Source organism: Citrobacter sp. wls711 (assembly GCF_005281055.1).
GTDB classification, from domain to species: Bacteria; Pseudomonadota; Gammaproteobacteria; order Enterobacterales; family Enterobacteriaceae; genus Citrobacter; species Citrobacter gillenii.
Genome location: NZ_SZXC01000025.1, coordinates 266,389 through 293,071, shown reverse-complemented (window position 1 = coordinate 293,071; position 26,683 = coordinate 266,389). Strand labels below are relative to the sequence as shown.

The window sequence follows — 26,683 nt, the reverse complement described above, 5'->3', positions numbered from 1 at the left end:
ATGACAAGCGCCCTCAGTGTTAAGCTGCGCCCGCTGGAGCGTGAAGATTTACGATTTGTCCATCAGCTTGATAACAATGCCAGCGTGATGCGTTACTGGTTCGAAGAACCGTACGAAGCGTTCGTTGAGCTGTCGGACCTGTATGACAAGCATATTCATGACCAAAGCGAACGCCGCTTTGTAGTGGAATGCGACGGTGAAAAAGCCGGTCTGGTGGAACTGGTGGAAATTAACCATGTACACCGCCGTGCCGAATTCCAGATCATTATTTCGCCAGATTTCCAGGGCAAAGGTCTCGCCACACGCGCGGCAAAACTGGCGATGGATTACGGTTTCACCGTACTCAATTTATATAAGCTGTATCTGATCGTTGATAAAGAGAATGAAAAGGCCATTCATATCTACCGCAAACTTGGTTTTATGGTGGAAGGCGAGTTGATTCACGAGTTCTTTATTAACGGACAGTACCGTAACACCATCCGCATGTGTATCTTCCAGCATCAGTATCTGGCGGAACATAAAACACCCGGTTCCAACCTGTTGCAGGCTACTGCACAGTAACGCGGTTAGTAGTAATCAATGGTGTTTTTAATCGTGTAATGGTGTTCAACTGCCGGCTTCACGCTATCATCAACGATGACAAGCTGGCAGTTGAGCGGATTCGCATGATCATCGTATTCACACGTTTGCGTGACGTTTCCCAACGAACGATCGTTCAATAGACTCTCTGCCGTATAATCCAGTTTTTTCAGCGGATCGGCTGACGGTTTTGCATTAACACGTAACGTATTGTCTTTACTGATGGTGGTTTTCCCCAGCGGATAGCCCTCCGCGTCGTACCGGTACTGCACCTGCATTTCTTTCCCCGTTCCTGAAACAACGAAGCCGTTATCGTCGGTGTCCCACACCACCCCGGTAGCAGGTAATTCCGCCAACTGGCATTTCCCCTGTAAACGGATCTTTTTTTCCAGCGTCTCGGCGTCCAGGTAATAGTTAGCATCCAGCACTAACGCCATTCCGCTGTTGCTCTCAGTATCGTGTAATTCCAGCGTATCAAAGCAGCCTTCTTGCGAGAGAGTGCCACGCACACGCTTGGCCACTTCACCTTTCTCATTCAGCAGTGTCTGGCTGAAATCTTTTACCGGACCACGCAGCGGATCAAACTCGAATTCATTGGAAAAACTGGCCATTTCCGGCGTGAAGGAAACCAACTCCTTGCCGTTATCACAGCCGATCAACACGACGCACAGAAAACCTAACAAGGTCTGTTTCTTCACATTTTTCACCGGCATAAAGAGATTATTCTCAATCATATTAGCAAATACAGTTATTTACACCAGAAATGCTAATCTTAATAAATGTCTGTCATGAAAGGAGTTGGTGATGAAATTCTCTACAGGAATTGTCGCAAGTTTGCTTATCCTCGCCTCCCCACAGGTTCTGGCGGCGCCTGAATCGTGCGAGAGAGTCAGGAGCGATATTGAGCAGCGTATTATTAATAATGGCGTTGCACAAGACAGCTTCACCTTAAGTATCGTGCCAAACGACCAGGCCGATCGACCGGATTCTCTGGTCGTGGGACATTGTGCCAACGACACGCATAAAATCCTTTACGCGCGTACCAGCAGCGGCAACGCCACCGCCAATAGTACGCCATCTCAGGACGGTCACCCCGCCGAACCGCAATAAACCTGCCCTCCGTTCGCGGAGGGTTACGCTTAATTTGATATGCATTAATAAGCCCCACCCCAGAATAGGTAAACTTAGCCCACCATTAGCATGCTATTAATTTCATTGTGACACGTAATATATAGCGATAACTATAATGGAGTGGGTTATGTCTGACGTTGACCAAATTCGGATATCAATAAAACGCATGAGATCCTGCAGGATGATTCGAAATGCGAAATGATTGTGGTCATTGAGAATTTCATGACCTCCTCCGCCAAATATGCCGATATTCTGCTGCCCGACCTGATGACCGTTGAACAAGAAGACATTATTCCGAACGATTACGCAGGGAATATGGGATACCTGATTTTTATTCAACCCGCGACTTCCGCAAAATTCGAGCGTAAACCCATCTACTGGATAATGAGCGAAATCGCGAAACGTCTTGGAGACGACATCTACCAACGGTTTACCGAAGGACGCACGCAAGAACAATGGCTGCAGTACCTGTATGCCAAAATGCTGGCTAAAGACCCTGCACTGCCTTCGTATGATGAGCTAAAAAAAATGGGGATCTATAAGCGTAAAGATCCTAACGGGCACTATGTCGCCTACAAGAAGTTCCGCGAAGACCCTGATGCCAATCCACTGAAGACACCGTCAGGCAAAATTGAGATCTACTCGAGTCGACTGGCAAAAATTGCCCGTACCTGGGAACTAGAGAAAGATGACGTGATTAGTCCGCTGCCTGTTTACGCATCGACCTTTGAAGGCTGGGACGATCCCAAACGCAGTCATTTCCCACTACAGCTATTTGGTTTCCACTACAAATCTCGAACCCACTCAAGCTACGGCAACATCGACGTTCTCAAAGCGTCCTGTCGCCAGGAAGTCTGGATTAACCCACTGGATGCGCAAAAGCGTGGTATTTCCAATGGCGATATGGTGCGTGTTTATAACGATCGTGGCGAAGTGCGTATTCCCGCAAAGTGACCCCGCGTATTCTCCCCGGCATTAGCGCAATGGGCCAGGGTGCCTGGCACGATGCCGATATGTCTGGCGACAAAATTGACCATGGTGCCTGTGTTAACACGCTGACCACCCAGCGCCCGTCACCGTTAGCCAAAGGTAACCCGCAGCACACTAACCTGGTTGAGATTGAGAAGGTTTAAGGGGCGTGTTGATCGTGAGCGGGCTGGGGTGGTTCTCTGCCAAAGACGATGCGACAAGACAGCGTCTCGTTCGCAGCATGTTCTTTCTGTTTTCGCCGTCGGTGGTGTCTGGTGGCTAGTGGCTAGTGGCTTTTCTCGGTAAAATGCCCGCAGCGCGGGGTAAAATCTGGCTGCTGGTAAGCATAATCCTCGGCGTTGTATTTGTCTGGGCGATAACCCAGATTTACCAGATAGAAACCGTGCCGACCTGGTATAATGGTTACACCACCGTGGCCTTTTTCATGACGGTGTTGCTAAGTGGCCCGCGGATTTGTCCCCTGATCCGCCGCAAAGAACCCCATGTTACAGGTCTGGCGCTCGGCTTAATTCTCGTGCTTGCCGGTGAAATCATTGGCCGCGGATTGTTTTACGGTCTGCATATGACAGTCGGTATGGCTGTTGCAGGTTAACTCACGAGTGCGGGGAAGCCCGCACTTTTCAGGATTGTTTGCATGACCTCTTTTTCTCAACGTGACAACTTCTCCACCGCAGCGCGCGTGCTGGGTGCACTATTTTACTATGCGCCAGACAGCGCAGAAGCGGCCCCGCTCATTAGTGCGCTAAGAGCCAATGGCTGGCAGGCGCAATGGCCACTGTCTGACGATACGCTGTGCGAACTGGTTAGCCAGTTTCAGATTGAAGGCGATGAATCACTCTCACAGGCCTGGCAGCGTTTGTTCGTTGGTCCGTACGCACTGCCTTCTCCGCCATGGGGTTCCGTCTGGCTGGATCGTGAAAACGTCTTGTTTGGTGAATCCACGCTGGCATTGCGTCAGTGGATGCGCGACAACGGTATCCAGTTCGACATGCAGCAAAACGAACCCGAAGATCACTTCGGCTCTCTGCTGCTATTAACCGCCTGGCTTGCTGAAAATGGCCATCACAACGCGTGCGAACAACTGCTGGCCTGGCATCTGTTACCCTGGTCAGGCCGTTTCCTCGAAGTTTTTATCGAGAAAGCCGATCATCCGTTTTATCAGGCCCTGGGGGAACTGGCCCGACTCACGCTGGCGCATTGGCAGTCGCAGTTGCTGATCCCCGTCGCTGTGAAGCCATTATTTCGTTAATGCATCATTTGCACGCCTATCCTGACCTGCGCGCGATGCTTCGCCGTCTGGTGTTCGCCGCGCTGATTGGTATCCTGGCAGCACTGGCAGTGGCCGGGTTCCGCCACGCCATGCTGCTCCTGGAGTGGCTTTTCCTGAGTAATGACACCGGCAGTCTGGTTAATGCGGCGTCCAGTCTGTCACCACTGCGACGCATGCTGACCCCGGCTCTGGGCGGCCTTGCTGCAGGCTTGCTGCTGTGGGGCTGGCAGAAATTTAACCGGCAGCGCCCGCAGGCGCCTACGGATTATATGGAAGCACTGCAAACTGACGGCCAGTTTGACGTTAGCGCCAGCCTGGTGAAGTCGTTGGCGTCATTGCTGGTGGTCGCCAGCGGGAGTGCCATCGGACGTGAAGGCGCCATGATCTTACTGGCGGCGCTGGCAGCATCCTGTTTTGCACAACGCTTTACCCCACGCACGGAATGGAAGTTATGGATTGCCTGCGGTGCTGCCGCCGGCATGGCCGGTGCGTACCATGCGCCACTGGCCGGCAGCCTGTTTATTGCTGAAGTCCTGTTTGGCACGTTAATTCTGGCATCGCTGGGACCGGTTGTCGTCTCCGCCGTTGTCGCCTTGCTCACCACTCATTTACTCAGTGACAGCAACGCGCTGCTTTATACCGTGCATTTGTCGCGAGAGCTGCACGCGCTGGACTATCTGATGATTGTCAGTACCGGCGTGGCGGCAGGGATCTGCGGCCCTCTCTTTATGTGGCTGATGACCACCAGCCACACCGGTTTTTTACGCCTGAAACTTTCACCACCGTGGCAGTTGGCGCTGGGGGGATTGATCGTTGGCGTGCTGTCGTTATTCACACCAACCGTTTGGGGAAATGGCTACAGCGTGGTGCAGTCGTTTTTACTCTCCCCGCCGCTGCTTTCGGTTATCTCCGGGATTTTTATCTGCAAATTACTGGCTGTACTGGCCAGCAGTGGTTCTGGCGCGCCGGGCGGTGTGTTCACACCGACCCTGTTTGTCGGCCTGTCGGTTGGTATGCTGTTGGGTCGCCTGTGGGGATTCTGGCTTCCCGGTACGGATGAGATTGCGGTGCTGCTGGGATTAACCGGGATGGCGACGTTATTGGCGGCAACAACGCACGCACCGATTATGTCTACGCTGATGGTCTGTGAAATGACCGGGGAGTATCGTCTACTCCCCGGCTTATTGATTGCTTGCGTCGTGGCTTCCGTGCTGTCGCGAACGTTACGCCATGACTCTATCTACCGACAGCACGCTGCCGAGCATTGACAGTCGGATATACTGAGACAGCTCTCGCTGCTCTGCGCGCGGCAGGTACGGCAACTCGCCGATCAACGGGGCAGGTAATTTCTTGCCGAGCACGTCGATGATTTCAGCGTAATGCGCCAATCCGGGGTTAATGCGGTTCGCTACCCAACCAATCAGCGGCAGCCCGTCACTGGCAATCGCCTGCGCCGTAAGGATGGCATGATTAATGCAGCCTTCCTGAATCCCCACTACCATCAGCACGGGTAGCTGTTCCTGAACCACCCACTCCGACAACGGACGCAAATCGTTCATCAGACTGCGCCACCCGCCGGTCCCTTCGACCACCACGTGATCAACCTTTTCGCTCAGGCTGGCGAGTCCGTTGGACAACAGGGTGTAGTTGATCGGGCCGCTATGCGCCACACTACTTTCGTCTTCGCTCAGCGCAATAGGATTGACCGCCTCGTAAGGCAATTCCAGGGAAGAAACGCTTTGCAGCACCAGCGCATCTTTGTTCCGCAAGCCTTCCGGCGTCTCTTTGCTGCCTTTAGCCACGGGTTTATAACCCGCAACACATTTACCCCCTGACGCTAACGCTTGTAGTAATGCGCGGGAAACCACTGTCTTCCCAACAGAAGTGTCTGTACCTGTAATAAAGAAACGCTTCAGCATCACTAACTCCACCGTTATGCTTTGAAAATATAAGCCAGGAAAATAATACAGTGGAGAAAGTCTAAGGTAAGAGAACCTGAATCAGCTTGAGATAGCGCAATTTTTTGTACAACAGTTAAAAAATGTTAACCCTGTAATAGACGAATCAACAAAGAACCGTTATACATCGCGTCCTTCACGAGTGCGGCCCCCGCCATCGTTCCCTGATTGGTAAACTGCGTGCTCTCAACAACAATGTGCTTACTGTAGGCTGGCAACGCCTGTTGGCGAATACTGTCAGCAATGGTCGGAAACAGAATATCTGCGGCCTTGCTGAGCGGAGAACCGATCAAAATCTTTTGCGGGTTGAATAAATTCACCATGATGGCCAGGATGCGTCCCACATGCGTACCGACGCCGCTAATAATATCTTTCGCCAATAAATCACCCTGCATGGCGGCAAGGCATATTGAATCCACCGTCAACGGTTGGCCATGCAGTGAGGAGCTCATCGACTGTTTCAGACGCACCTGTGCGAGTTCAAGAACGCTATCTACGCTGGCTATCGTTTCCAGACACCCATGATTCCCGCAGTAACAACGCTTGCCATACGGGTCCACCTGCGTATGGCCAATCTCGACCAGACTGCTGCTGCCCGCATGCAGTAAATGGCCGTCGGTGATCACCCCCGCGCCCACGTTGTGGTCAATCACTACCTGAATCACGTCGCGGGCACCGCGCGATGCACCAAAAAGCGCTTCAGCCATGGTCCAGGCGCTGATATCGTGCTGAATGTATACCGGTACCCCGGTATGACTCTCCAGCGCGTCACCCAGTGGCATCTCTTTAACGTCATCGTAAAACGGCATGCGATGAACGATGCCATTCTCGGTATCGATAATGCCCGGCATGGTGATGGCAATGGACGTTAAGCGTTCAAGCTTTTGCTGATGGCGAATGAAGAATTGATCGACCTGCGCAATCACGCGATCGAGCAGCGGGATCTCGGAGACCAGCGCCATTTCAAGGCAATCTTCAACCACCAGTTTGCTGCTGAGATCGCGCAGTGCGAGAAAAATTTCGCCACGACTGATACGAATAGATAAGTAGTGCCAGGCTTCCGTCTCGACAACCAGGCCAACGGCCGGACGCCCACGACTCCCGGCTTCTTTGATTTCCAGTTCTTGCACCAAATGTGCTTCGAGCATTTCGCGGACAATCTTGGTAATACTGGCAGGCGCTAATTGCGCCAGGCGAGAGAGATCAATACGCGATACCGGTCCGAGCTGATCTATCAGGCGATAAACCGCGCCCGCATTGGTCTGCTTAATTTGATCGATATGCCCAGGCTGACTATCAGCAACCACCACTTACTCCCTTTATTTTCGCGCTCCGAAATAATCTGTAGGCTATGGTGAAGTACTTCAATGGTTTCCGTCAACTTTTTACTTAGCCGTGTGATTTACCGCACATTTTCACCGGTTTTTAAACTAATTTAAGCACGTTGTACCGCCGCTAAAAGCTGCTGGCGAAAGCGTTGCGCAGCATGGCTTTGCTCGCGATGTTTAGGCCACACCAGCCACATTTCAGATACAGCATCCTCTTCTGCTATCGGTACCCAACACATTTCATACAGCTGTACCCGTTTAAAGGAGACTGGCAGAATAGACACCCCCAACCCCGCCGCCACCAGGCCGATAATGGTCATCGCCTCCCCGACCTCCTGAGTAATAGTCGGCTTCAGGTCGTAGCGACGCATCAGGCCAAGAATATCGTCATACAATCCGGTCCCCACGTGCGGGTCAAAAAAGACAAACGGCTCGCGGGCAAGTTCCGCCAGAGTAACAACCGGCTTTTGTGCCAATGGATGCGCTCGCGGGATCATCGCCATCAGCGGTTCGTGCAGGATAACCTCCCGGTGCAGAGTGTCAGGCAGTTGCGTATTGCGCAACAGTCCCATATCCAGCGTCCCTTCGCTTAATGGGGCAATTTGCTCGCGGGTATTCATTTCACGGGTTTGCATATGCACATCGGGGTAAGCCTGGCGAAAAAAGGACAGCGTATCTGACACCGCCTTAATAAACGGTGCTGAGGAGGTAAATCCGATACGCAACTCACCCGCTTCGCCCAAATGCAGACGTTCAGCTCTTGCTGCGGCTTCATTCACCAGCCCGAGGATCTGCCGACTGTCGGCCAGAAACTGCCTGCCTGCGGCGGTCAGCGCCACGCTGCGGTTGGTTCGCGCCAGCAATCTGGCACCCACCTGCTGCTCGAGGATTTGGATCTGTTGGCTCAACGGAGGTTGGGAAATGTTCAGCCGCGCCGCCGCACGGCCAAAATGGAGTTCTTCCGCAACCGCCACAAAGTAGCGCAGGTGACGCAGTTCAATATTCATATTTTTAAAATATTATTTGAGATTATTAATATATTAGACAGAATATTGTGTTTTTCATACTCTAAAGACTAGTCCTGTATACCCAATGGATTTCATGTGAGCCGTACAACTACTGTCGATACTGCCCCGACAAGCGATGTTGATGAACAGATTATCTCCCCGCCAGATGCGTTTATAAAACGCGGCACCGCCTCTTTTATGCGCGTCACGCTGGCTCTGTTTTCCGCCGGGCTGGCGACATTTGCCCTGCTGTATTGTGTACAACCGATCCTGCCGGTACTGTCCCATGAGTTTGGCGTATCGCCTGCCAGCAGCAGTATTTCACTGTCTATCTCCACCGCCATGCTGGCAATCGGTCTCCTGTTTACCGGCCCGCTTTCCGACGCCATTGGCCGCAAGCCGGTAATGGTCACCGCGCTCCTGCTGGCTTCCTGCTGCACCCTACTTTCAACGATGATGACCAGCTGGCACGGTATCCTGATCATGCGTGCATTGATTGGCCTGTCATTAAGCGGGGTCGCCGCGGTAGGTATGACCTATCTCAGTGAGGAGATCCACCCTAGCTTTGTCGCCTTTTCGATGGGGCTGTATATCAGCGGTAACTCGATTGGCGGCATGAGTGGCCGGTTGATCAGCGGAGTATTTACCGACTTTTTTAACTGGCGTATTGCGCTGGCGGCTATCGGCTGTTTTGCGCTGGCCTCCGCGCTGATGTTCTGGAAAATCTTACCCGAATCGCGCCACTTCAGACCGACGTCACTGCGGCCTAAGTCATTGTTTATTAATTTCCGCATGCACTGGCGTGACCCCGGATTGCCGCTACTTTTCGTGGTCGGATTCTTATTGATGGGGTCGTTTGTCACGCTGTTTAACTACATCGGCTACCGCCTGATGCTGTCGCCCTGGGAACTCAGTCAGGCGGTGGTCGGCCTGCTGTCCGTGGCTTACCTTACCGGTACCTGGAGTTCCCCCAAAGCTGGGTCAATGACCACCCGCTACGGTCGTGGTCCGGTGATGTTGTTCTCGACTGGCGTGATGCTCGTAGGCTTGTTGATGACGCTGTTCACCTCACTGTGGCTGATTTTTGCCGGGATGCTGCTCTTTTCTGCCGGTTTCTTTGCCGCACATTCGGTGGCCAGCAGCTGGATTGGTCCGCGCGCTAAACGCGCCAAAGGTCAGGCCTCGTCGTTGTATCTGTTCTGTTATTACCTGGGATCGAGCATTGCGGGTACGCTGGGTGGCGTTTTCTGGCATAACTACGGCTGGAACGGCGTCGGCGGGTTTATTGCGTTGATGCTGATCCTTGCGCTACTGGTGGGGTCCCGTTTACATCACCGTTTGCACGCCCTGGAGAAGAATGGGTAAATGCGGTAAATCGCGTTAGACTCACAGGTCTGGTCCAACAGAACGAGAACGAAAATAATGAGTAACAGTACGAATTACCAACAGCTCACCCGCACGTTCCAGCGGCTCTCTCGCTTCTCCCACCTCTCGGCTATCGCCAGTTGGGACATGTTCACCATGATGCCTCCTGGTGGCAGCCAGGCCCGTGGCGAAGCGCTGGCGGAACTGAACGTCCTGGAACATCAACTGTTAACCGATCCTAAGGTCGCCACCTGGATTGCCGGCGCGCAACAAGAAGAATTGAATGATGTTGAACAGGCCAATCTGCGGGAAATGTCGCGTCTGCATCATCAGGCATCATTGTTGCCGGAATCACTGGTTGAAGCCAAATCCCTTGCGGGTAGCCGCTGCGAACACGCCTGGCGCAGCCAGCGCCCGGCCAATGACTGGGAAGGTTTTGCTGAGAACCTGAAGGATGTGGTGAAGTACAGCCGCGAAGAGGCCAGGCTGCGTGCCGAGGCCAAAGGTTGTTCACCGTATGATGCGCTGCTGGATGTGTTTGAACCAGACATGACCAGCGCCCGCCTGGACGTGTTATTCGCCGACCTCAAAGGCTGGCTACCGGATCTGTTAAGCAAGGTGGTCGCCAAACAGTCCCGGCAATCGTTAATCGCGCCGGTTGGCCCTTTCCCGACGGCGGTGCAGCGCGAATTAGGCCTTGAGACCATGGCGCAGTTGGGATTCGACTTTGCGGGTGGACGGCTGGACATTAGCGCCCACCCATTCTGCGGCGGCGTACCGGAAGATGTGCGCATCACCACACGGTATGATGAAAATGAACTGCTGAGCGCACTGTTTGGCGTTATCCATGAAACCGGCCATGCCCGCTATGAGCAGAACCTGCCGCGTAACTGGTCCGGTCAACCTATCGCTCTGGCACGCTCGACCGCCATTCATGAATCCCAAAGCTTGTTCTTTGAAATGCAGCTGGGTCGAAGCAGCGCCTTCCTGACGCGGCTAATCCCGGCGGTGAAGCGGCATTTTGGCGATCAAACCGCCTTTGAAGAAAGCAATTTTATCGCCTGGAACCAGCAGGTGAAGCCGGGCTTTATCCGCGTTGATGCCGATGAAGTGAGCTACCCCGCCCACGTGATCCTGCGCTACGAAATCGAGCGAGCACTGATTAACGGCGACATTGAAGTCGATGATATTCCGGCCTTGTGGAATGAGAAGATGCAGGCGTGGCTGGGGCTGTCAACCATCGGCAATTACCGTAATGGGTGTATGCAGGATATCCACTGGACCGACGGTGGCTTTGGCTACTTCCCTTCCTATACCCTTGGTGCCATGTATGCAGCACAGTTGTTTAGTGCGGCAAACCGCGCGTTGCCGGGGTTAGAAACGGCCATTGCTCAGGGTGATTTCAGCGCACTGTTTGACTGGTTACGCCAGAACATCTGGCAGCACGGTAGCCGCTTTACCACCGAACAGCTGATTACGCAGGCCACCGGTGAACCACTCAGTAGCCGCTATTTCCGCGCACATCTGGAAGCCCGTTATCTGTAATTGCTTACCGTGAGTCATTGTACATATGGTTACACGCCGAAACCAATGACTCACGGAAGCCTTGATATTACAGCGATATAGTTATTTCAACGGCCCCGCAGTGGGGTTGAATGAAAAACCAAATCGAGGGTATGACAATGAAAAAAGTATTAGCTCTGGTTGTTGCCGCAGCTATGGGTCTGTCTTCTGCTGCATTTGCTGCTGAAACAACGGCTACCACGACTCCGGCCGCTGCAGCCACCACCAAAGCAGCCCCGGCTAAAACCACACATCATAAAAAACAGCACAAGGCGGCACCGCAGAAAGCGCAATCTGCCAAGAAACACACCAAAAAAACCACCGCTAAACCTGCTGCAGAACAAAAAGCACCAGAGCAAAAAGCACAGGCAGCTAAAAAGCACAGCAAAAAAGCTGTAAAACACGACGCAGCTAAACCTGCGGCTCAGCCAGCGGCATAATCCGTCAGAAATAACGCTGGCGTTCCCCACGCCAGCGCCTACGGCGCTAGCTCTTGTCGGTTTAGCGCCGCGTTTCGGAGGGTAAAAGGGTGTCCCATTACCGCTTTGAGTTCATTCTTATTACACTGATAATTTGCGGCCTTATTGCCACGCACTTTTATCTTTCCTGAGTGTAGTTACCTGATTTTACTCCCACTTTCCCACCGTCCCGTCTATAGTATTCATTGAGGGTTTGCTTTTAATAATCATAATTCCCCACCAGAGTGTGATATGCATAAAACCATTGCGGTATTACTGGGTTCTATTTATCTTTCTCCTGGCATTGCGCATGCGGATCGGCCAGCAACGCCCGCCACTGAAGCTGAAGACATTAAAACGCTCTTCTTTGGTCATGACGATCGCGTACAGATCCCAGACCCGACTCAATCTCCCTGGGACGCCATCGGACAACTGGAAACCGCCAGCGGTAACCTGTGTACGGCCACGCTCATTTCTCCGCATCTGGCCTTGACCGCCGGGCACTGTCTGTTAACGCCCCCTAAAGGCAAGCCGGATAAAGCCGTTGCGCTGCGCTTTGTGTCAAAAAAAGGCGTCTGGCGCTATGAAATCCACGGCATTGAGGCACGGGTTGATCCTTCACTTGGCAAGCGCTTAAAAGCGGATGGCGACGGCTGGATAGTGCCCCCTTCTGCGGCACCCTGGGATTTTGGTCTGGTGGTGTTGCGTTACCCTCCATCAGGAATTACACCGCTTCCCTTGTATGAAGGCGATAAAACCGCATTAACCGCTGCGCTGAAAGCCGCCGATCGCAAAGTCACTCAGTCAGGCTACCCGGAAGACCATCTGGACGATCTGTATGCGCATCAGGATTGTGTGGTGACCGGCTGGGCGCAAAACACCGTCATGTCCCATCAGTGCGACACGCTCCCGGGTGACAGCGGTTCCCCATTGATGCTGAAGACAGATGCGGGCTGGCAATTGATTGGTGTGCAGAGCTCCGCTCCGGCGGCGAAAGATCGCTGGCGGGCCGATAACCGCGCGATTTCGGTCACCGGTTTTCGCGATAAACTGGACGCGTTAGCGAAGGGATAACAACATGCTGCCCGCAGATACAGGCAGCATTTTTATCAGGCGAGTTTAATCATGATCATACCGGCCAGCAACAATGCCACGCCGATCCAGCCTTTATTATTCAGGCGCTGACCAAAAAGCACCCAGCCTGCGGCCAACGTGGCGGCAATCCCGAATCCCCCCCACAGGGCATAAGCAACGGAAAGGTCGATGCCTTTTACCGCCTGGGACAGCGCACTAAAGGCTGCCAGCACGGCGACCAATGACAGCACGCCATAGGCTTTACGACGAAAACCATCGGAAAATTTCAAAAAGACGTTAGCGACAATTTCCAGCACGATGGCCATCCCCAACCAGGCGCCGTGAACCCATTCAAACTGCTGCATGGGTCACCTTGCCCCTCGCTTTTGCTGGCTTTCGTGTGCCTGATTTAATCAGCACGATACCGAACACTAGCGAGACTAATCCGGCCACCTTCATCGCCGACAGGGTTTCGTCAAATAACAGCACGCTAAATAGCGTAATAAATAAAATACCGATACCTTCCCATAACGCGTAGGCCACGCCGAGGGCGATTTTTTTAACGGCGAAACTGAGAAAAATATACGATAAGGCGATCATTACCAGCATTAAAATAAAGCCCGCATTACCATTACCTACGCTTGCCCATTTCATCGACAGCGTACCTGTAATTTCAGCCGCAATGGCCAGACCTAATAAAATCCAGTAAAACATGATACTTCTCCTGCTAGAGAATAAAGTCCTTTGGGCTTACCGCATGCAGCAAACCAAAAAATAAAATCAGATAGCTCAGCGCATAACGCCAGCTCAGGCAGAAGAAGGGACTAAAGCGCGTTGCGCCAGAGTTGCTCACCTGCAAGCAGGAAAGTAGAAGAGGTACGAAGAAGTGTAGGTAAACGCAAAAACATCCTGAACGTATTGTCCATAATATTACAATTATCCGCAGTGTTGCTTCTCGTCATCGCGGATGATAATTGTCCTCGGTAGTTAAACACACGCAATTTGTATCATAGGTTCAAGACGAACTCAAAATCTTTTCACTTCTTTACCTGCTTCGTTTGATTTTTGTTATAACGACTCGAGGCAGATCACACTATTATCCTGATTCAGGATAACTCTTCAGGAATAAACATGGCGAAACCCATTATCACGCTTAGCGGTCTAAAATTAGTCATTATGTTGGGCATGCTGGTGATCATTCTGACCGGCGTCCGCTTTGCGGCCGATATCATTGTCCCCTTTATTCTGGCGTTATTTATTGCCGTGGTACTTAATCCCGTGGTCCAGCGGATGGTCAAACTTCGCATTCCGCGAGTATTAGCCGTGTCATTGCTGGTGGTTATTATTGTGATGCTAATGGTGCTGCTTTTAGCATATTTAGGGACATCCTTAAATGAATTAGCGAGAACGCTACCGCAATACCGTTCTTCACTGGTTATCCCGCTGAAAAATATCGAACCGTGGCTGCAGCGCGCGGGAATTGGCGTTTCCGTCGACGAACTCGTGAAGTATATCGACCCTAATGCGGCGATGACGCTGGTGACCAATTTGCTGACGCAATTGTCCAATGCCATGTCATCTATCTTTTTACTGCTACTGACCGTCGTGTTTATGCTACTGGAAGTGCCACAGTTACCCAGCAAACTCAAACAAATGATGAGCAGACCCGTTGAGGGAATGGCGGCTATTCAACGCGCAATCGACAGCGTGTCACACTACCTGGTCCTCAAAACGGCCATCAGTATTGTCACCGGCCTGGTCGCCTGGGGCATGCTGGCCGCACTGGATGTCCGCTTCGCATTTGTCTGGGGACTGCTGGCTTTCGCGCTGAACTACATCCCCAATATCGGATCCGTGCTGGCGGCGATCCCCCCTATTGCTCAGGTACTGGTGTTTAGCGGATTTTACGATGCCCTGGTGGTGCTGGCGGGCTATCTGGCGATTAACCTGATATTCGGTAACATTCTCGAACCGCGCATCATGGGACGCGGACTGGGGCTATCGACGCTGGTGGTTTTTCTGTCGTTGATATTCTGGGGCTGGTTACTGGGACCGGTTGGCATGCTGCTTTCTGTCCCACTCACCATCATCGTTAAAATTGCACTTGAGCAAACTGAAGGCGGCCAAAGCATTGCCGTTTTGCTGGGCGATCTCAATAAAGCCTGAAGCCGCCTCTCTCGCTAATAAGCGGAATGTGTTATAAAAAAACGGCCTCCGAGGAGGCCGTATGACATGTTAGTAATAATTACAGCGCTTTCAGTATTGCATCCACGCTGGCTTTGGCATCGCCAAACAGCATATGGGTGTTATCTTTAAAGAACAGTGGGTTCTGCACGCCGGCATAACCGGTATTCATTGAACGTTTAAACACAATGACGTTCTGCGCCTTCCACACTTCCAGAACCGGCATACCGGCGATTGGGCTTTTCGGATCGTCCAGCGCCGCCGGGTTAACGGTATCGTTCGCGCCGATGACCAGTACAGTGTCGGTATCGGCGAAATCATCGTTGATTTCATCCATTTCCAGCACGATATCGTAAGGCACCTTCGCTTCCGCCAGCAGCACGTTCATATGCCCCGGCAGACGCCCGGCAACCGGGTGGATACCGAAACGCACCTTGATGCCGCGTGCACGCAGTTTCTCGGTGATTTCGGCCACCGGATACTGTGCCTGCGCCACCGCCATGCCATAGCCTGGAGTGATAATCACCGAGTGCGAATCCTTCAGCATTTCTGCCGTTTCTTCCGCGGAAATCTCGCGATGTTCACCCGCTTCCTGATCGTCACCAGTAGAAGAACCGTCGGTACCAAAACCACCGGCAATGACGCTGATGAAGGAGCGGTTCATCGCCTTACACATAATGTAAGACAGGATCGCACCCGAAGAACCCACCAGCGCACCGGTAACGATCAGCAGATCGTTGCTCAACATAAAGCCCGCCGCCGCTGCCGCCCATCCTGAATAGGAGTTCAGCATCGATACCACAACCGGCATATCTGCCCCGCCGATAGACGCCACCAGATGCCAGCCAAACGCCAGCGCGATAATGGTCATCACCAGCAACGCCAGAACCTGCAGACCCACGCTTTCAGTACGCACGAACAGCACCAGCAGCAGGAACGAAACCACCAGCGCCGCAAGGTTCAGCTTGTGACGATTCGGCAGCATCAGCGGCTTAGAGGATATCTTGCCGCGCAGTTTACCAAACGCCACAATAGAACCCGTGAAGGTCACCGCACCGATGAAGATGCCAAGGAACACTTCAGTCAGGTGAATATTCACCAGAATCGGTTCCAGACCCGCTTCGTGATACAGGTAGCTGTTAAAACCAACCAGCACCGCCGCCAGGCCAACGAAGCTGTGCAGGATCGCCACCAGCTCCGGCATCTCGGTCATTTCGACTTTCTTCGCCAGACGAATACCAATCGCGCCACCGATGATCATGGCAACCAGAATCCACGCGACGTTGCCGGTATCCGGACCAAAGATCGTGGCAATCAGCGCAATCGCCATCCCGGCGATACCGAAGTTATTACCCTGCTGGGACGTTTCATGCTTAGAAAGCCCCGCCAGACTGAAAATAAACAGGATCGCGGCAACAATGTATGCAGCTGTAACTAATCCTCCAGACATGTGCTACCCCTTAGTTTTTCCGGAACATTTTCAGCATGCGCTGAGTCACGGTGAAGCCACCGAAAATATTAATGCTGGCAATAAGTACCGCGATAAAGCTCAGGAAACTCACCCAGCCACCCTGGCCAATCTGCAATAATGCCCCCACAACGATGATCCCGGAGATGGCGTTCGTCACAGACATCAGCGGCGTATGCAGCGCATGCGACACGTTCCAGACCACGTAGTAACCGACCACGCAGGAAAGCGCGAACACGGTAAAGTGGCCAAGGAACTCTTTTGGCGCCACATCGGCCAGCCAGCCAAACAGAATAACCACCAACGCCATCAGGGCGTATTTACGCCACGGTGAGACTGGTTTTTTCTCTTCAACCGGTGCAGGTGCAGCTTTTGCTGCCGCCTGAGGCTGAGCGGAAACCTGGATCGGCGGCGCAGGCCAGGTGATTTCACCTTCGCGAACCACCGTCACACCGCGCACCACCACATCGTCGAAATCCACGGTGATATTGCCGTCTTTCTCTTTGCACAGCAGCTTCAGCAGGTTAACGAGGTTGGTCCCGTATAGCTGGGAAGACTGCGTCGGCAAACGGCCCGGAAGGTCGGTATAACCAATAACCTTGACGCCGTTCTCGGTCGTGGTCACCTGATTCGCCACGGTGTATTCGCAGTTACCGCCGTTTTGCGCAGCGAGATCGACAATCACGCTGCCCGCTTTCATGGAGTCAACCATTTCACGGGTGATCAGTTTCGGGGCCGGTTTACCCGGAATCAACGCGGTGGTGACGATAATATCGACGTCTTTCGCCTGCGCGGCGAACAGTTCCATTTCCGCTTTGATAAACGCTTCGGACATCACCTTGGCGTAACCATCGCCGCTGCCCGCTTCTTCTTTGAAATCCAGCTCGAGGAATTCAGCGCCCATACTTTGCACTTGTTCTTTCACTTCCGGGCGCGTATCGAAGGCGCGAACAATCGCCCCCAGGCTGTTGGCCGCACCAATGGCCGCAAGACCCGCAACCCCGGCACCGATCACCATCACTTTGGCTGGCGGGACCTTACCCGCGGCGGTAATTTGTCCGGTAAAGAAGCGACCGAACTCATGCGCCGCTTCAACAATGGCGCGATATCCGGCGATGTTGGCCATCGAACTGAGGGCATCCAGCGACTGCGCACGCGAAATACGCGGTACGGAGTCCATTGCCATCACGGTGACATTGCGCTCGGCGAGTTTTTGCAGCAACTCCGGGTTTTGCGCCGGCCAGAGGAAACTGACCAGCGTGGTCCCCGGATTCAACAACGGAATCTCAAATTCTTCTGGTGCGTTGACCTTCAGGATAATCTCTGACTGCCAGACCGCATCCCCGTCAACAATTTCCGCGCCCGCTTGCACAAACGCCTTGTCGTCAAAACTTGCCAGTTGACCCGCGCCGCTTTCAACCGCGACGCTAAAACCCAGCTTCAGCAGCTGCTCAACCGTCTTCGGTGTGGCTGCTACGCGGGTTTCATTGGTTAACCGTTCTCTTGGTATGCCAATTCGCATAATGTTCCCTTCCATCTGTATTTTTGATGATGGTTTATCAATGTTCGCAAGCGGCCTGCGCGCACTTACGTAAGAGGTAAGTGTTACCCCAACAAAATAAAACAGTAACAAACTCTGTATAACCTACTGAAATTAACGCCTGTGATCTAGCGCCAAAAAACAGTATTTATTATGAAATTCGCAAAACCGGGATGAATTAACCCGCAGACAGAGATAATGCCCTTGAAATAGCCCGCAAAGGCCGATAAATCGCTCAAGCCAAGCGGCAAAACATGATTAAGCGCCACCACGGAACAATTGATTAACATTAAATTAACTTATGAAATTCAACCGATTTATCAGTTTTAGCGCTGAAATGCCGAATTTTTAGACATATCACTAAATGTTATCGATGTTGTTACGACGGCTGGCTCGATGAGTGAAAAATGACGCAGACACTGACACAATTTAAATGCAATAATCAGCCACGTTTCTAGTCAATAACAATACCAGTACCTGGTTTGCGCAAGGCGAAGGATTATTTTTATGAAGCTTAAGAACACTCTCCTGGCGTCCGCACTTCTTTCTGCGACTGCTTTTTCTGTAAATGCAGCGACAGAATTGACGCCGGAGCAAGCGGCTGCCCTGAAACCCTATGACCGCATTGTGGTGACCGGCCGTTTTAATGCTATCGGTGATGCGGTTGCCGCCGTATCCCGCCGTGCAGATAAAGACGGTGCAGCCTCCTTTTACGTTGTTGATACCTCAGATTTTGGCAGCGGCGGTAACTGGCGTGTTGTTGCCGACGTCTATAAAGCCGACGCAGAAAAAGCGGAAGCTAACAAAAATCGCGTCATCAACGGTGTTGTAGAATTACCCAAAGATCAGGCCGTGTTGCTGGAACCGTACGATACCGTCACGGTGCAGGGTTTCTACCGTAGCCAGCCTGAAGTCAACGACGCCATCACCAAAGCGGCGAGAGAGAAAGGGGCTTACTCTTTCTATATTGTCCGTCAGGTCGATGCTAACCAGGGTGGCAACCAGCGTATTACCGCATTTGTCTATAAAGCCGATGCGAAAAAACGTGTTGTACAAAGCCCTGACGCCATCCCAGCTGATTCTGATGCCGGACGTGCAGCATTAGCAGCCGGTGGCGAAGCCGCGAAGAAAGTTGAGATCCCGGGCGTAGCTACCACCGCATCTCCGAGTGCAGAAGTGGGTCGTTTCTTCGAAACGCAGTCAACCAAAGGTGGACGTTACACTGTCACGCTTCCGGATGGTACGAAAGTAGAAGAACTGAACAAAGCAACCGCCGCCATGATGGTGCCGTTTGACAGCATCAAGTTCACCGGTAACTACGGCAACATGACTGAAGTTTCTTATCAGGTTGCTAAACGTGCCGCGAAAAAAGGTGCCAAGTACTACCACATTACCCGCCAGTGGCAGGAACGTGGTAACAACGTGACCATCAGTGCCGATCTGTATAAATAACGGTCACGAGTAACAATATAAGGCGGCTTTTTGCCGCCTTTCGCATTTTTAGTCACAAATCTCCCCATGCCCATTGCATGCGCTCCCTTCTCTCCGTAAAATTCCGCGCCTTAGTGGCTTCCTCCATTTTTATGCGGTTTGCCAAAATAATTATTCTCTCACTCTCGTTTTGTCACTGGATACAAATGGAAAAGAAATTGGGTCTGAGCGCACTGACCGCGCTGGTTTTAAGCTCAATGCTCGGCGCGGGCGTTTTCAGCCTGCCACAAAATATGGCAGCGGTTGCCAGCCCAGCCGCATTACTGATTGGTTGGGCGATTACCGGCGCGGGAATTCTCCTGCTGGCCTTTGCCATGCTCATCCTGACGCGCATCCGTCCCGATCTGGACGGCGGTATTTTTACCTACGCCCGTGAAGGTTTTGGCGAACTGATTGGTTTCTGCTCGGCATGGGGTTACTGGCTGTGCGCCGTTATCGCCAACGTTTCTTATCTGGTGATCGTTTTTTCCGCACTCAGCTTCTTCACCGATACGCCTGAATTGCGTCTATTTGGCGACGGAAATACCTGGCAGTCTATCGTCGGGGCCTCAGTGCTGCTGTGGGTGGTCCATTTTCTGGTATTACGCGGTGTACAAACCGCCGCCAGCATCAACCTGGTAGCGACACTGGCGAAATTATTGCCGCTGGGTCTGTTTGTCGTGCTGGCCTTTATGCTGTTTAAGCTTGATACCTTTACCCTGGATTTTACCGGTATTGCGCTGGGTGTTCCGGTCTGGGAACAGGTCAAAAACACCATGCTCATCACGCTGTGGGTGTTTATCGGGGTAGAAGGCGCGGTCGTTGTGTCAGCACGTGCCCGCAATAAACGCGATGTCGGTCGCGCCACGCTGCTGGCGGTATTGGCCGCGCTGGGTGTTTATCTGTTGGTTACCCTGCTTTCCCTTGGCGTGGTTGCTCGCCCGGAACTGGCTGAAATCCGTAACCCGTCAATGGCCGGACTGATGGTCAAAATGATGGGGCCATGGGGTGAAATTATTATTGCGGCCGGTCTGATAGTTTCCGTCTGCGGTGCCTATTTAAGCTGGACGATTATGGCAGCCGAAGTGCCGTTTCTGGCATCGACGCACAAAGCGTTCCCGCGCATTTTCGCACGTCAAAATGCGCAAGGTGCACCGTCGTCTTCACTGTGGCTCACCAATATCTGCGTACAGGTGTGTCTGGTGCTGATCTGGCTCACAGGCTCTGACTATAATACGCTGCTGACGATTGCCTCCGAGATGATTCTGGTGCCTTATTTTCTCGTTGGCGCATTTTTGCTGAAAATCGCCACCCGCCCGATTCATCAGGCTGTTGGTGTCGGTGCCTGCATTTATGGCTTATGGTTATTATATGCTTCTGGCCCAATGCACCTGCTGCTGTCTGTGGTGCTGTATGCGCCAGGATTATTGGTCTTTCTTTACGCCAGAAAAACGCACACGCACGATAACGTGCTGAACCGCCAGGAATTGGTTTTGATCGGCCTGCTGCTGGTCGCCGCCGTTCCGGCTACCTGGATGCTGATGGGGTAAACGTCATACCCATCGTTTGATGTTAATGGAGATTACGATGGGTAAAAAGCCCCTGCCAATACTTATCACCGGCGCAGGCCGTCGCATCGGCCTCGCAATTGCATGGCATTTTTTGAATCAAAAACAGCCGGTAATTATCAGCTATCGTACGCATTATCCATCGATTGATGGTCTGCAAGAAGCCGGCGCGGTGTGCATTCAGGCCGATTTTTCGACCGATGCCGGCGTGCTGGCCTTCGCTGATGACGTAAAAAACCGAACGGATGGATTACGCGCCATCGTGCACAATGCCAGCGCCTGGGTTGCAGAAAAACCCGGTAAACCGCTGTCTGACGTGTTGTCCAGCATGATGCAGATCCATGTCAACACGCCCTACCTGCTCAACCACGCGCTGGAAGGCCTGCTGCGCGGCCACGGCCACGCCGCCGGCGACATCATCCATTTTACCGATTACGTCGTCGAGCGCGGCAGCGACAAACATATCGCGTATGCCGCCAGCAAGGCTGCACTGGACAACATGACCCGCTCATTCGCGCGTAAACTGGCACCAGAAGTCAAAGTGAACGCCATCGCTCCATCGCTTATTCTGTTTAACGAAGATGACGACGCCGAATATCGTCAGCAGGCTCTGAACAAGTCACTGATGAAAACCGCGCCCGGCGAAAAAGAGGTCATTGAGTTAATCGATTATCTGTTGACCAGCTGTTTTGTCACCGGGCGTAGTTTTGCCCTGGATGGCGGTCGCCACCTGCGTTAGTGCAGTTTTACCCAACAAATAATCAGCAACCACGCGCTCAGGCCCCAGCAGACTACCGCCCCGCCGAGCGCGACGGGCAGGCGCATAAACCCGGTGAAGTACCACAGTGAAACAAGGTAGACAAAATAGGGAATAATTGACCACATACTGAAGACAATTGTGGTGCGTAACGCTTCAATACCGCGCTCGCTGGCCACAATATAGTGAGCGATCAGCGCAAATGTCGGGAACAGCGGAATTAATCCGGCAATATAGTAATTCTTTGTTTTAGCCAGCACGCCAATCAACACCACCACCAGCGCACCCAGCGCCGCTTTTATAAGTAACCCCATCACTTTGCCTTAACACATCAATAACATCAGCCCCTAGCATAACGGAAGCGTTCTCGTTTAGAAAAGATTAATGGAAGGAAAAACAGGGGCGGTGTATGTTGGCGCTTTATAATCAAAATGAATGATATGAACACCATCGTATTTGTTGAAGATGATCCTGAAGTCGGTTCGCTGATTGCCGCCTACCTGGCCCGGCACGATATCGAGGTCATCCTTGAACCGCGCGGCGATGTAGCCGAAGAGAAGGTCCTGCAGGTTCAACCCGACCTGGTGTTGTTAGACATTATGCTGCCTGGTAAAGACGGAATGACCATCTGTCGTGATTTGCGCGGGCGCTGGCAGGGTCCAATTGTTCTGCTGACGTCTCTCGACAGCGATATGAACCATATACTGGCGCTCGAAATGGGAGCCTGTGACTACATTCTGAAAACGACGCCGCCGGCGGTGCTGCTGGCCCGCCTGCGCCTGCATTTACGCCAGAACGAACATTCGACGCAGTCAAAAGGTATTCAGGCGGCCACCCTTACGCCGCATACCATACTGCGCTTTGGTACGCTAACTATCGATCCAACCAATCGTTCCGTGCTACTTGCTGGTGACCCCGTTTCGCTATCTACCGCCGATTTCGAACTACTGTGGGAGCTGGCAACCCATGCGGGACACATTATGGATCGCGATGCGTTGCTGAAAAATCTGCGCGGTGTGAGTTATGACGGGATGGATCGCAGCGTTGATGTGGCGATTTCCAGACTGCGTAAAAAACTGCTGGATAACGCCACAGAGCCGTACCGCATCAAGACCATCCGTAATAAAGGCTATTTGTTTGCCCCGCACGCCTGGGATGATGAACCACGCAAATAACCCAGCCAAATTCGCCATTTAACGTTACACCGTCACGTAAATCGTCTACAGGATAAGCATAAAGACCTCGTCTCGGTCTGAACCACACTTTTTGCGTGGCTGTCAGTGGCCCCCCTCCCTATAATCCGTCCCGGTCCTGAGCCACTATGGCTCAGCGTTTTATTTCAAAAATACACTCTCTTTCCGGCATTTCAGGTGCTGAATGAGGCAAGAGGCTACATTATGTTCGTTACTCTCGCGTATATCGCGTTATTTTTGGTTTGTTCATGGGCTGTATTCAGAATCGACCAAAAAAGTCACTCCCTGTCCAAAAGCGTTTTCATTGCCATTTTTATCGGTGCCGTTATTGGCTTATCCCTGCATTTTATTGCAGCCGACAACAGCAAAATAATTATCGACTGGTATAACGTCATCGGTAACGGTTATGTCAATTTACTCAAGCTAGTTGCGGTTCCGCTAATCTTTATCTCTATCCTGTCGGCGATTAATAAGCTCGAAAACAGCGCCGGAATTGGCAAAATGTCGCTCACTATTGTAGGGAGCATGCTCTGCCTGGTGATGATCGCCGGATTTGTTGGCCTGCTCACCGCCCACGTTTTAGGTCTGAATGCCAGCGCATTTGGCCATATGCAGTCAACGTTGACGGCTGAGGATGTGAGTAAAACAGCCGCCGTTTCACTGCCTAAGCTAGTCACCTCGCTGATCCCCACCAATATCTTCCTCGATCTTACCGGGGCCAGAAGCGTTTCTGTTATTGGTATTGTGATTTTCACTCTGCTTGCCGGGGTGGCATTATTAAAAGTAAAACAAGATGCACCGCAAGAAGGTGAAAAATTAAGCGCGGGCATTAACGCCATCCAGATTTGGGTGATGAAAATGGTGCGCATCGTTATTGCCCTCACCCCCTATGGCGTGATGGCATTAATGGCTGGCGTATTTTCCGCTTATCGGTTTGAACAATTTGCCAGTTTGTTAGGCTTTATTGCCGCCTGCTACATTGCCGTGCTGATGATGTTTATCGTGCATGCGCTAATTTTGCTGCTTAGCGGAAACAATCCTGTGCGCTATTTTAAAACCGTGTGGCCGGTTTTAACCTTTGCGTTTGTTTCACGCAGCAGCGCTGCCTCTATTCCACTGGCCATTACCGCACAGGAAAAATTTGGCGTACAAAATACCATTGCCAATATCGCGGCTTCATTTGGTTCCAGCATGGGCCAGAATGGCTGTGCCGGGATTTACCCTGCGATTATGGTGGCAATGATTGCACCGACAATGGGCATCGATCCGCTGTCGGTACATTTTCTGCTCGCGATGCTACCGGCGATTGCGCTGGGATCGATTGGGGTGGCGGGCGTCGGTGGTGGTGGGACGTTTGCCGCACTGATTGTGCTTTCCACGCTGAATTTTCCGGTCGCGCTGGTGGGGATTTTTATTGCTATTGAGCCGATTGTCGATATGGCGAGGACTGCATTAAACGTCAACGGTTCGATGATGTCGGGCGTGCTGGCTAACCGAATTTTGCGTAAAGAAACGTCCGCGCAGCAACCGTCCACATCGCTCAGCAACGCTGAATAACCGTTCAGAGCAGTGCCAGATAATAGCCTTCCCGCTGACAGGAAGGCTTTATTTAGGTTAGCTGAGCATCAACCTGTCATAGTTTTTCCAGCGATAATTCAGCGCGGAGAGGATCCAGCAACCGAGAAATACAGCAATAATCATAAAACCAACATTACCCATGTGGTCACGCATATTACTTACCGTATCCCACATTCCGCCCTGAAGTGAAAACGCATCGGACAGTAATCCTAACGCTTCCAGCCCGCCAATAAATACCGCCACAATCACCGAGGTTCCGGTGATGGTCATATTGTAATACAGCTTCCGCTGCGGCTTATTAAAGGCCCAGCCGTAGGCCTCGACCATCAGAATACTGTCGAGGCAATCAATTAACGCCATGCCACAGGTAAACAATGCCGGAAACACCAGAATGGACCAGATGGACATCCCACTGGAAGCACCTGAAGCAGAAATGCCTAACAGCGAAATTTCTGTGGCAGTATCAAAACCCAGCCCAAACAAAAAGCCGACAAAATACATATGCCAGTCTTTCCCCACCAGCCTAAAGGCCGAGCGGAAGAGCCAACTCAGAGGCCCTGAAATCGTGATTTCTTCCGCAGTTCCGTAATAGGTGCCCGTACGTTTTAAATGGCGGAATGCCTTCCATACCTGGCAGAAGATAATCAGATTGATGGTCGCCAGAATCAGCAAGAACGCTGCAGAAACGGCCGTACCGATCACGCCCCCAACATTCTGCAACCACGCCATATGATGTTTAAACACGCTGGTAGTGAGGGCAATGCCAATACTTGCCAGTACCACGATGGTGGAATGTCCGAGAGAAAACCATGCCCCGGTGGTCAATGCGCGCTTTTTTTGCTGCATCAGTTTGCGGGTTGCGCTGTCGATGGCGGCGATATGATCGGCATCCACTGCGTGGCGCAAACCGTAACACCAGGCGACCAGGCTCAGCGCCAGAAGCGAGGTATGATGACTAAACACCGTGAAAGCCCACAGCCACGCCACAATGTTTGCACCGACCAAAATCGCCACCAGCAGCATAATATCCGGGCGTTTTTTGCACACTGAAAACAACGCGTTCATTGTTTTCGGCCTATTAATTTATTCACAAAAGACACAACCTAACCCGCCATTTACTGATTGGTAATCTAAATATTTATTAGTCTAATGATAACGGTTTAAAATTACTGACGCGTGTCGTAGATCAAAATTGCAGAGACCCTGAGTCCAGTTCAGCAAACGCGAGCTCCGCCACGTGCAGGGTTATTGCCGCAGTGCCCCCGTCTTGCAGAAACCAGGCGGATGAAAGCCCACACCATGCCGCGATCCACAGAAGAAGACGCTCGCGTTTAAGTCCGGCAGCCTCTGAAACGATGTTGACGCGCTGGGTGAACCGCGATGGATCAATGGCGATGCCAATACCAGGATCGGCAAGATCGGGATTGGTGAAAATATTGGCGTAATCAAACCCACGCTCACCCAACAACCCTTTCGGATCGATAGCCAGCCATCCAGACTCTGCAAAATCAAGCACATTACCGTGGTGTAAATCACCGTGCAGCACCACGACATCTTGCGCAGTGGAGAAAAGCACATTGGCTGCCTGCGCGCAACGAAGCATGATCCCACCAAAACGTTGCGCTGTCGGCTCAAGATCGCCAAACCAATGTTCAAGTGGCGTGAGCACCGGTGTTGAGGTATCTGCCGCAACATGGAGTCGACGGGCAGTTTGGCAAATGATGCGGCAGGCTCGCGCATCCTGGTCTTCCCGGGACATATCCGTCAGCGATTGTGTCCCTGTGGCACGTTCTAACAGAATCGCCCCATTTTCATGAGCCAGCACCCTCGCCGCCCCTTTCCCGTTCCACCAGGTCATCAACTGACAACCGGTTCGCTCACTGTCATCATCCGTGAGTTTAAGAATGGCTTTCTTGCCACCGTGAATTGTTGTCACGGGTAGCAGATACGATGTATGAGTCACGATGGGAGCACCATCAGGGACGAGTTTCCAGCGGCTTAACCAGGTACTGAACATATGCTTTCCAAAGTAATGCCACCCTCTTCAGCCTGAGTGAATCGCTGGTGGAACATTAGCGAGATTTTTACCGCAGTATAACGATGACGGGTCAGGGCGACACCTACACCTATACAGAATTTTATGCTAGGTTGAAAAATACAGCCCTCGAGAAATAGGCAAGCGCCAGCTTCAAAAACAGATCG

At 52.2% G+C, this 26,683-nt stretch carries 25 protein-coding genes and 2 pseudogenes; 16 read left to right on the top strand and 11 right to left on the bottom strand.

What is annotated here, in order from left to right; translation table 11 throughout:
• Positions 1-561: a spermidine N1-acetyltransferase gene (gene speG / locus FDW98_RS11260; RefSeq protein WP_096757096.1), complete on the top strand. Its 561-nt coding sequence runs from the start codon at positions 1-3 to the stop codon at positions 559-561.
• Positions 562-566: 5 nt separating this feature from the next.
• Here the strand turns inward: speG and FDW98_RS11255 are convergent, their stop codons facing one another.
• Entirely contained in the window at positions 567-1,277 is a 711-nt protein-coding gene (locus FDW98_RS11255) for a YnfC family lipoprotein (RefSeq protein WP_096759402.1), read from the bottom strand.
• Between the two features lie 106 nt (positions 1,278-1,383).
• Here FDW98_RS11255 and FDW98_RS11250 point away from each other — a divergent pair, with 106 nt between their 5' ends.
• From FDW98_RS11250 to clcB, 5 genes and pseudogenes are all read left to right on the top strand, one after another.
• Positions 1,384-1,689, top strand: a complete 306-nt coding sequence (locus FDW98_RS11250) for a DUF1161 domain-containing protein (RefSeq protein ID WP_096757097.1) — start codon at positions 1,384-1,386, stop codon at positions 1,687-1,689.
• Between the two features lie 165 nt (positions 1,690-1,854).
• Positions 1,855-2,843 (top strand): annotated as a pseudogene (locus FDW98_RS11245) (molybdopterin dinucleotide binding domain-containing protein); the annotation flags it as partial.
• A gap of 2 nt (positions 2,844-2,845) precedes the next feature.
• Positions 2,846-3,292 (top strand): annotated as a pseudogene (locus FDW98_RS11240) (DmsC/YnfH family molybdoenzyme membrane anchor subunit); the annotation flags it as partial.
• Between the two features lie 42 nt (positions 3,293-3,334).
• Positions 3,335-3,949: a Tat proofreading chaperone DmsD gene (gene dmsD, locus FDW98_RS11235; protein WP_096757098.1), complete on the top strand. Its 615-nt coding sequence runs from the start codon at positions 3,335-3,337 to the stop codon at positions 3,947-3,949.
• Positions 3,949-5,238 (top strand): voltage-gated ClC-type chloride channel ClcB, encoded by a 1,290-nt coding sequence (gene clcB, locus FDW98_RS11230; protein WP_096757099.1) that lies wholly within the window; start codon positions 3,949-3,951, stop codon positions 5,236-5,238. Before dmsD ends, clcB begins: the two co-directional genes overlap by 1 nt.
• Here the strand turns inward: clcB and bioD are convergent.
• The 3 genes from bioD to FDW98_RS11215 form a co-directional block, all read right to left on the bottom strand.
• On the bottom strand, positions 5,194-5,889 hold the full coding sequence (gene bioD / locus FDW98_RS11225) for a dethiobiotin synthase (RefSeq protein ID WP_096757100.1): 696 nt from the start codon (positions 5,887-5,889) through the stop codon (positions 5,194-5,196). The two genes, clcB and bioD, sit on opposite strands and share 45 nt — an antisense overlap.
• A gap of 125 nt (positions 5,890-6,014) precedes the next feature.
• Complete coding sequence (gene mlc / locus FDW98_RS11220; RefSeq protein WP_096759403.1) at positions 6,015-7,235, bottom strand: sugar metabolism global transcriptional regulator Mlc; 1,221 nt, start codon at positions 7,233-7,235, stop codon at positions 6,015-6,017.
• A 128-nt stretch (positions 7,236-7,363) separates the two neighbouring features.
• Complete coding sequence (locus FDW98_RS11215) at positions 7,364-8,263, bottom strand: LysR family transcriptional regulator (protein WP_096757101.1); 900 nt, start codon at positions 8,261-8,263, stop codon at positions 7,364-7,366.
• A gap of 96 nt (positions 8,264-8,359) precedes the next feature.
• On the opposite strand from FDW98_RS11215, the gene FDW98_RS11210 reads away from it, so the two are divergent.
• The 4 genes from FDW98_RS11210 (at position 8,360) to FDW98_RS11195 (ending at position 12,723) form a co-directional block, all read left to right on the top strand.
• Positions 8,360-9,628 carry an MFS transporter gene (locus FDW98_RS11210; protein WP_096757102.1) on the top strand — a complete coding sequence of 423 codons (1,269 nt, stop codon included), beginning with the start codon at positions 8,360-8,362 and terminating at the stop codon, positions 9,626-9,628.
• A 57-nt stretch (positions 9,629-9,685) separates the two neighbouring features.
• A complete protein-coding gene (locus FDW98_RS11205; RefSeq protein WP_096757103.1) occupies positions 9,686-11,173 on the top strand; it encodes a carboxypeptidase M32 in 1,488 nt (495 codons plus the stop codon).
• Between the two features lie 137 nt (positions 11,174-11,310).
• A complete protein-coding gene (asr, locus tag FDW98_RS11200; protein WP_115259947.1) occupies positions 11,311-11,631 on the top strand; it encodes an acid resistance repetitive basic protein Asr in 321 nt (106 codons plus the stop codon).
• A 270-nt stretch (positions 11,632-11,901) separates the two neighbouring features.
• The gene (locus FDW98_RS11195; RefSeq protein WP_096757105.1) at positions 11,902-12,723 is read left to right on the top strand and encodes a serine protease; all 822 of its coding nucleotides are present in this window, start codon (positions 11,902-11,904) and stop codon (positions 12,721-12,723) included.
• Between the two features lie 35 nt (positions 12,724-12,758).
• On the opposite strand, the gene mdtI is transcribed toward FDW98_RS11195, so the two are convergent.
• Entirely contained in the window at positions 12,759-13,088 is a 330-nt protein-coding gene (gene mdtI / locus FDW98_RS11190) for a multidrug/spermidine efflux SMR transporter subunit MdtI (RefSeq protein ID WP_040233868.1), read from the bottom strand.
• Positions 13,075-13,440, bottom strand: coding sequence for a multidrug/spermidine efflux SMR transporter subunit MdtJ (gene mdtJ, locus FDW98_RS11185; RefSeq protein ID WP_170975210.1), 366 nt, complete (start codon positions 13,438-13,440; stop codon positions 13,075-13,077). The genes mdtI and mdtJ overlap by 14 nt, the downstream gene beginning before the upstream one ends.
• Positions 13,441-13,854: 414 nt before the next feature.
• On the opposite strand from mdtJ, the gene FDW98_RS11175 reads away from it, so the two are divergent.
• Positions 13,855-14,889 carry an AI-2E family transporter gene (locus FDW98_RS11175; protein ID WP_096757108.1) on the top strand — a complete coding sequence of 345 codons (1,035 nt, stop codon included), beginning with the start codon at positions 13,855-13,857 and terminating at the stop codon, positions 14,887-14,889.
• Between the two features lie 79 nt (positions 14,890-14,968).
• On the opposite strand, the gene pntB is transcribed toward FDW98_RS11175, so the two are convergent.
• The gene (gene pntB, locus FDW98_RS11170; RefSeq protein ID WP_096757109.1) at positions 14,969-16,357 is read right to left on the bottom strand and encodes a Re/Si-specific NAD(P)(+) transhydrogenase subunit beta; all 1,389 of its coding nucleotides are present in this window, start codon (positions 16,355-16,357) and stop codon (positions 14,969-14,971) included.
• A 10-nt stretch (positions 16,358-16,367) separates the two neighbouring features.
• The gene (pntA, locus tag FDW98_RS11165; RefSeq protein WP_096757110.1) at positions 16,368-17,897 is read right to left on the bottom strand and encodes a Re/Si-specific NAD(P)(+) transhydrogenase subunit alpha; all 1,530 of its coding nucleotides are present in this window, start codon (positions 17,895-17,897) and stop codon (positions 16,368-16,370) included.
• Positions 17,898-18,422: 525 nt separating this feature from the next.
• Here pntA and ydgH point away from each other — a divergent pair.
• The 3 genes from ydgH (at position 18,423) to folM (ending at position 21,692) form a co-directional block, all read left to right on the top strand.
• Positions 18,423-19,367: a DUF1471 family protein YdgH gene (gene ydgH, locus FDW98_RS11160; protein ID WP_096757111.1), complete on the top strand. Its 945-nt coding sequence runs from the start codon at positions 18,423-18,425 to the stop codon at positions 19,365-19,367.
• Between the two features lie 185 nt (positions 19,368-19,552).
• Complete coding sequence (locus FDW98_RS11155; RefSeq protein WP_096757112.1) at positions 19,553-20,935, top strand: amino acid permease; 1,383 nt, start codon at positions 19,553-19,555, stop codon at positions 20,933-20,935.
• Positions 20,936-20,972: 37 nt separating this feature from the next.
• On the top strand, positions 20,973-21,692 hold the full coding sequence (gene folM, locus FDW98_RS11150) for a dihydromonapterin reductase (RefSeq protein ID WP_096757113.1): 720 nt from the start codon (positions 20,973-20,975) through the stop codon (positions 21,690-21,692).
• On the opposite strand, the gene FDW98_RS11145 is transcribed toward folM, so the two are convergent.
• The gene (locus FDW98_RS11145) at positions 21,689-22,024 is read right to left on the bottom strand and encodes a GlpM family protein (RefSeq protein WP_096757114.1); all 336 of its coding nucleotides are present in this window, start codon (positions 22,022-22,024) and stop codon (positions 21,689-21,691) included. The two genes, folM and FDW98_RS11145, sit on opposite strands and share 4 nt — an antisense overlap.
• A 117-nt stretch (positions 22,025-22,141) precedes the next feature.
• Between FDW98_RS11145 and rstA the strand changes: the two genes are divergently transcribed.
• Entirely contained in the window at positions 22,142-22,885 is a 744-nt protein-coding gene (rstA, locus tag FDW98_RS11140) for a two-component system response regulator RstA (protein ID WP_096757115.1), read from the top strand.
• A 222-nt stretch (positions 22,886-23,107) separates the two neighbouring features.
• The gene (locus FDW98_RS11135; RefSeq protein WP_096757116.1) at positions 23,108-24,460 is read left to right on the top strand and encodes an L-cystine transporter; all 1,353 of its coding nucleotides are present in this window, start codon (positions 23,108-23,110) and stop codon (positions 24,458-24,460) included.
• 57 nt (positions 24,461-24,517) lie between these two features.
• On the opposite strand, the gene FDW98_RS11130 is transcribed toward FDW98_RS11135, so the two are convergent.
• Entirely contained in the window at positions 24,518-25,546 is a 1,029-nt protein-coding gene (locus FDW98_RS11130) for a HoxN/HupN/NixA family nickel/cobalt transporter (protein ID WP_096757117.1), read from the bottom strand.
• Between the two features lie 121 nt (positions 25,547-25,667).
• The gene (locus tag FDW98_RS11125) at positions 25,668-26,498 is read right to left on the bottom strand and encodes an aminoglycoside phosphotransferase family protein (RefSeq protein WP_096757118.1); all 831 of its coding nucleotides are present in this window, start codon (positions 26,496-26,498) and stop codon (positions 25,668-25,670) included.
• Positions 26,499-26,683: the final 185 nt, after the last annotated feature.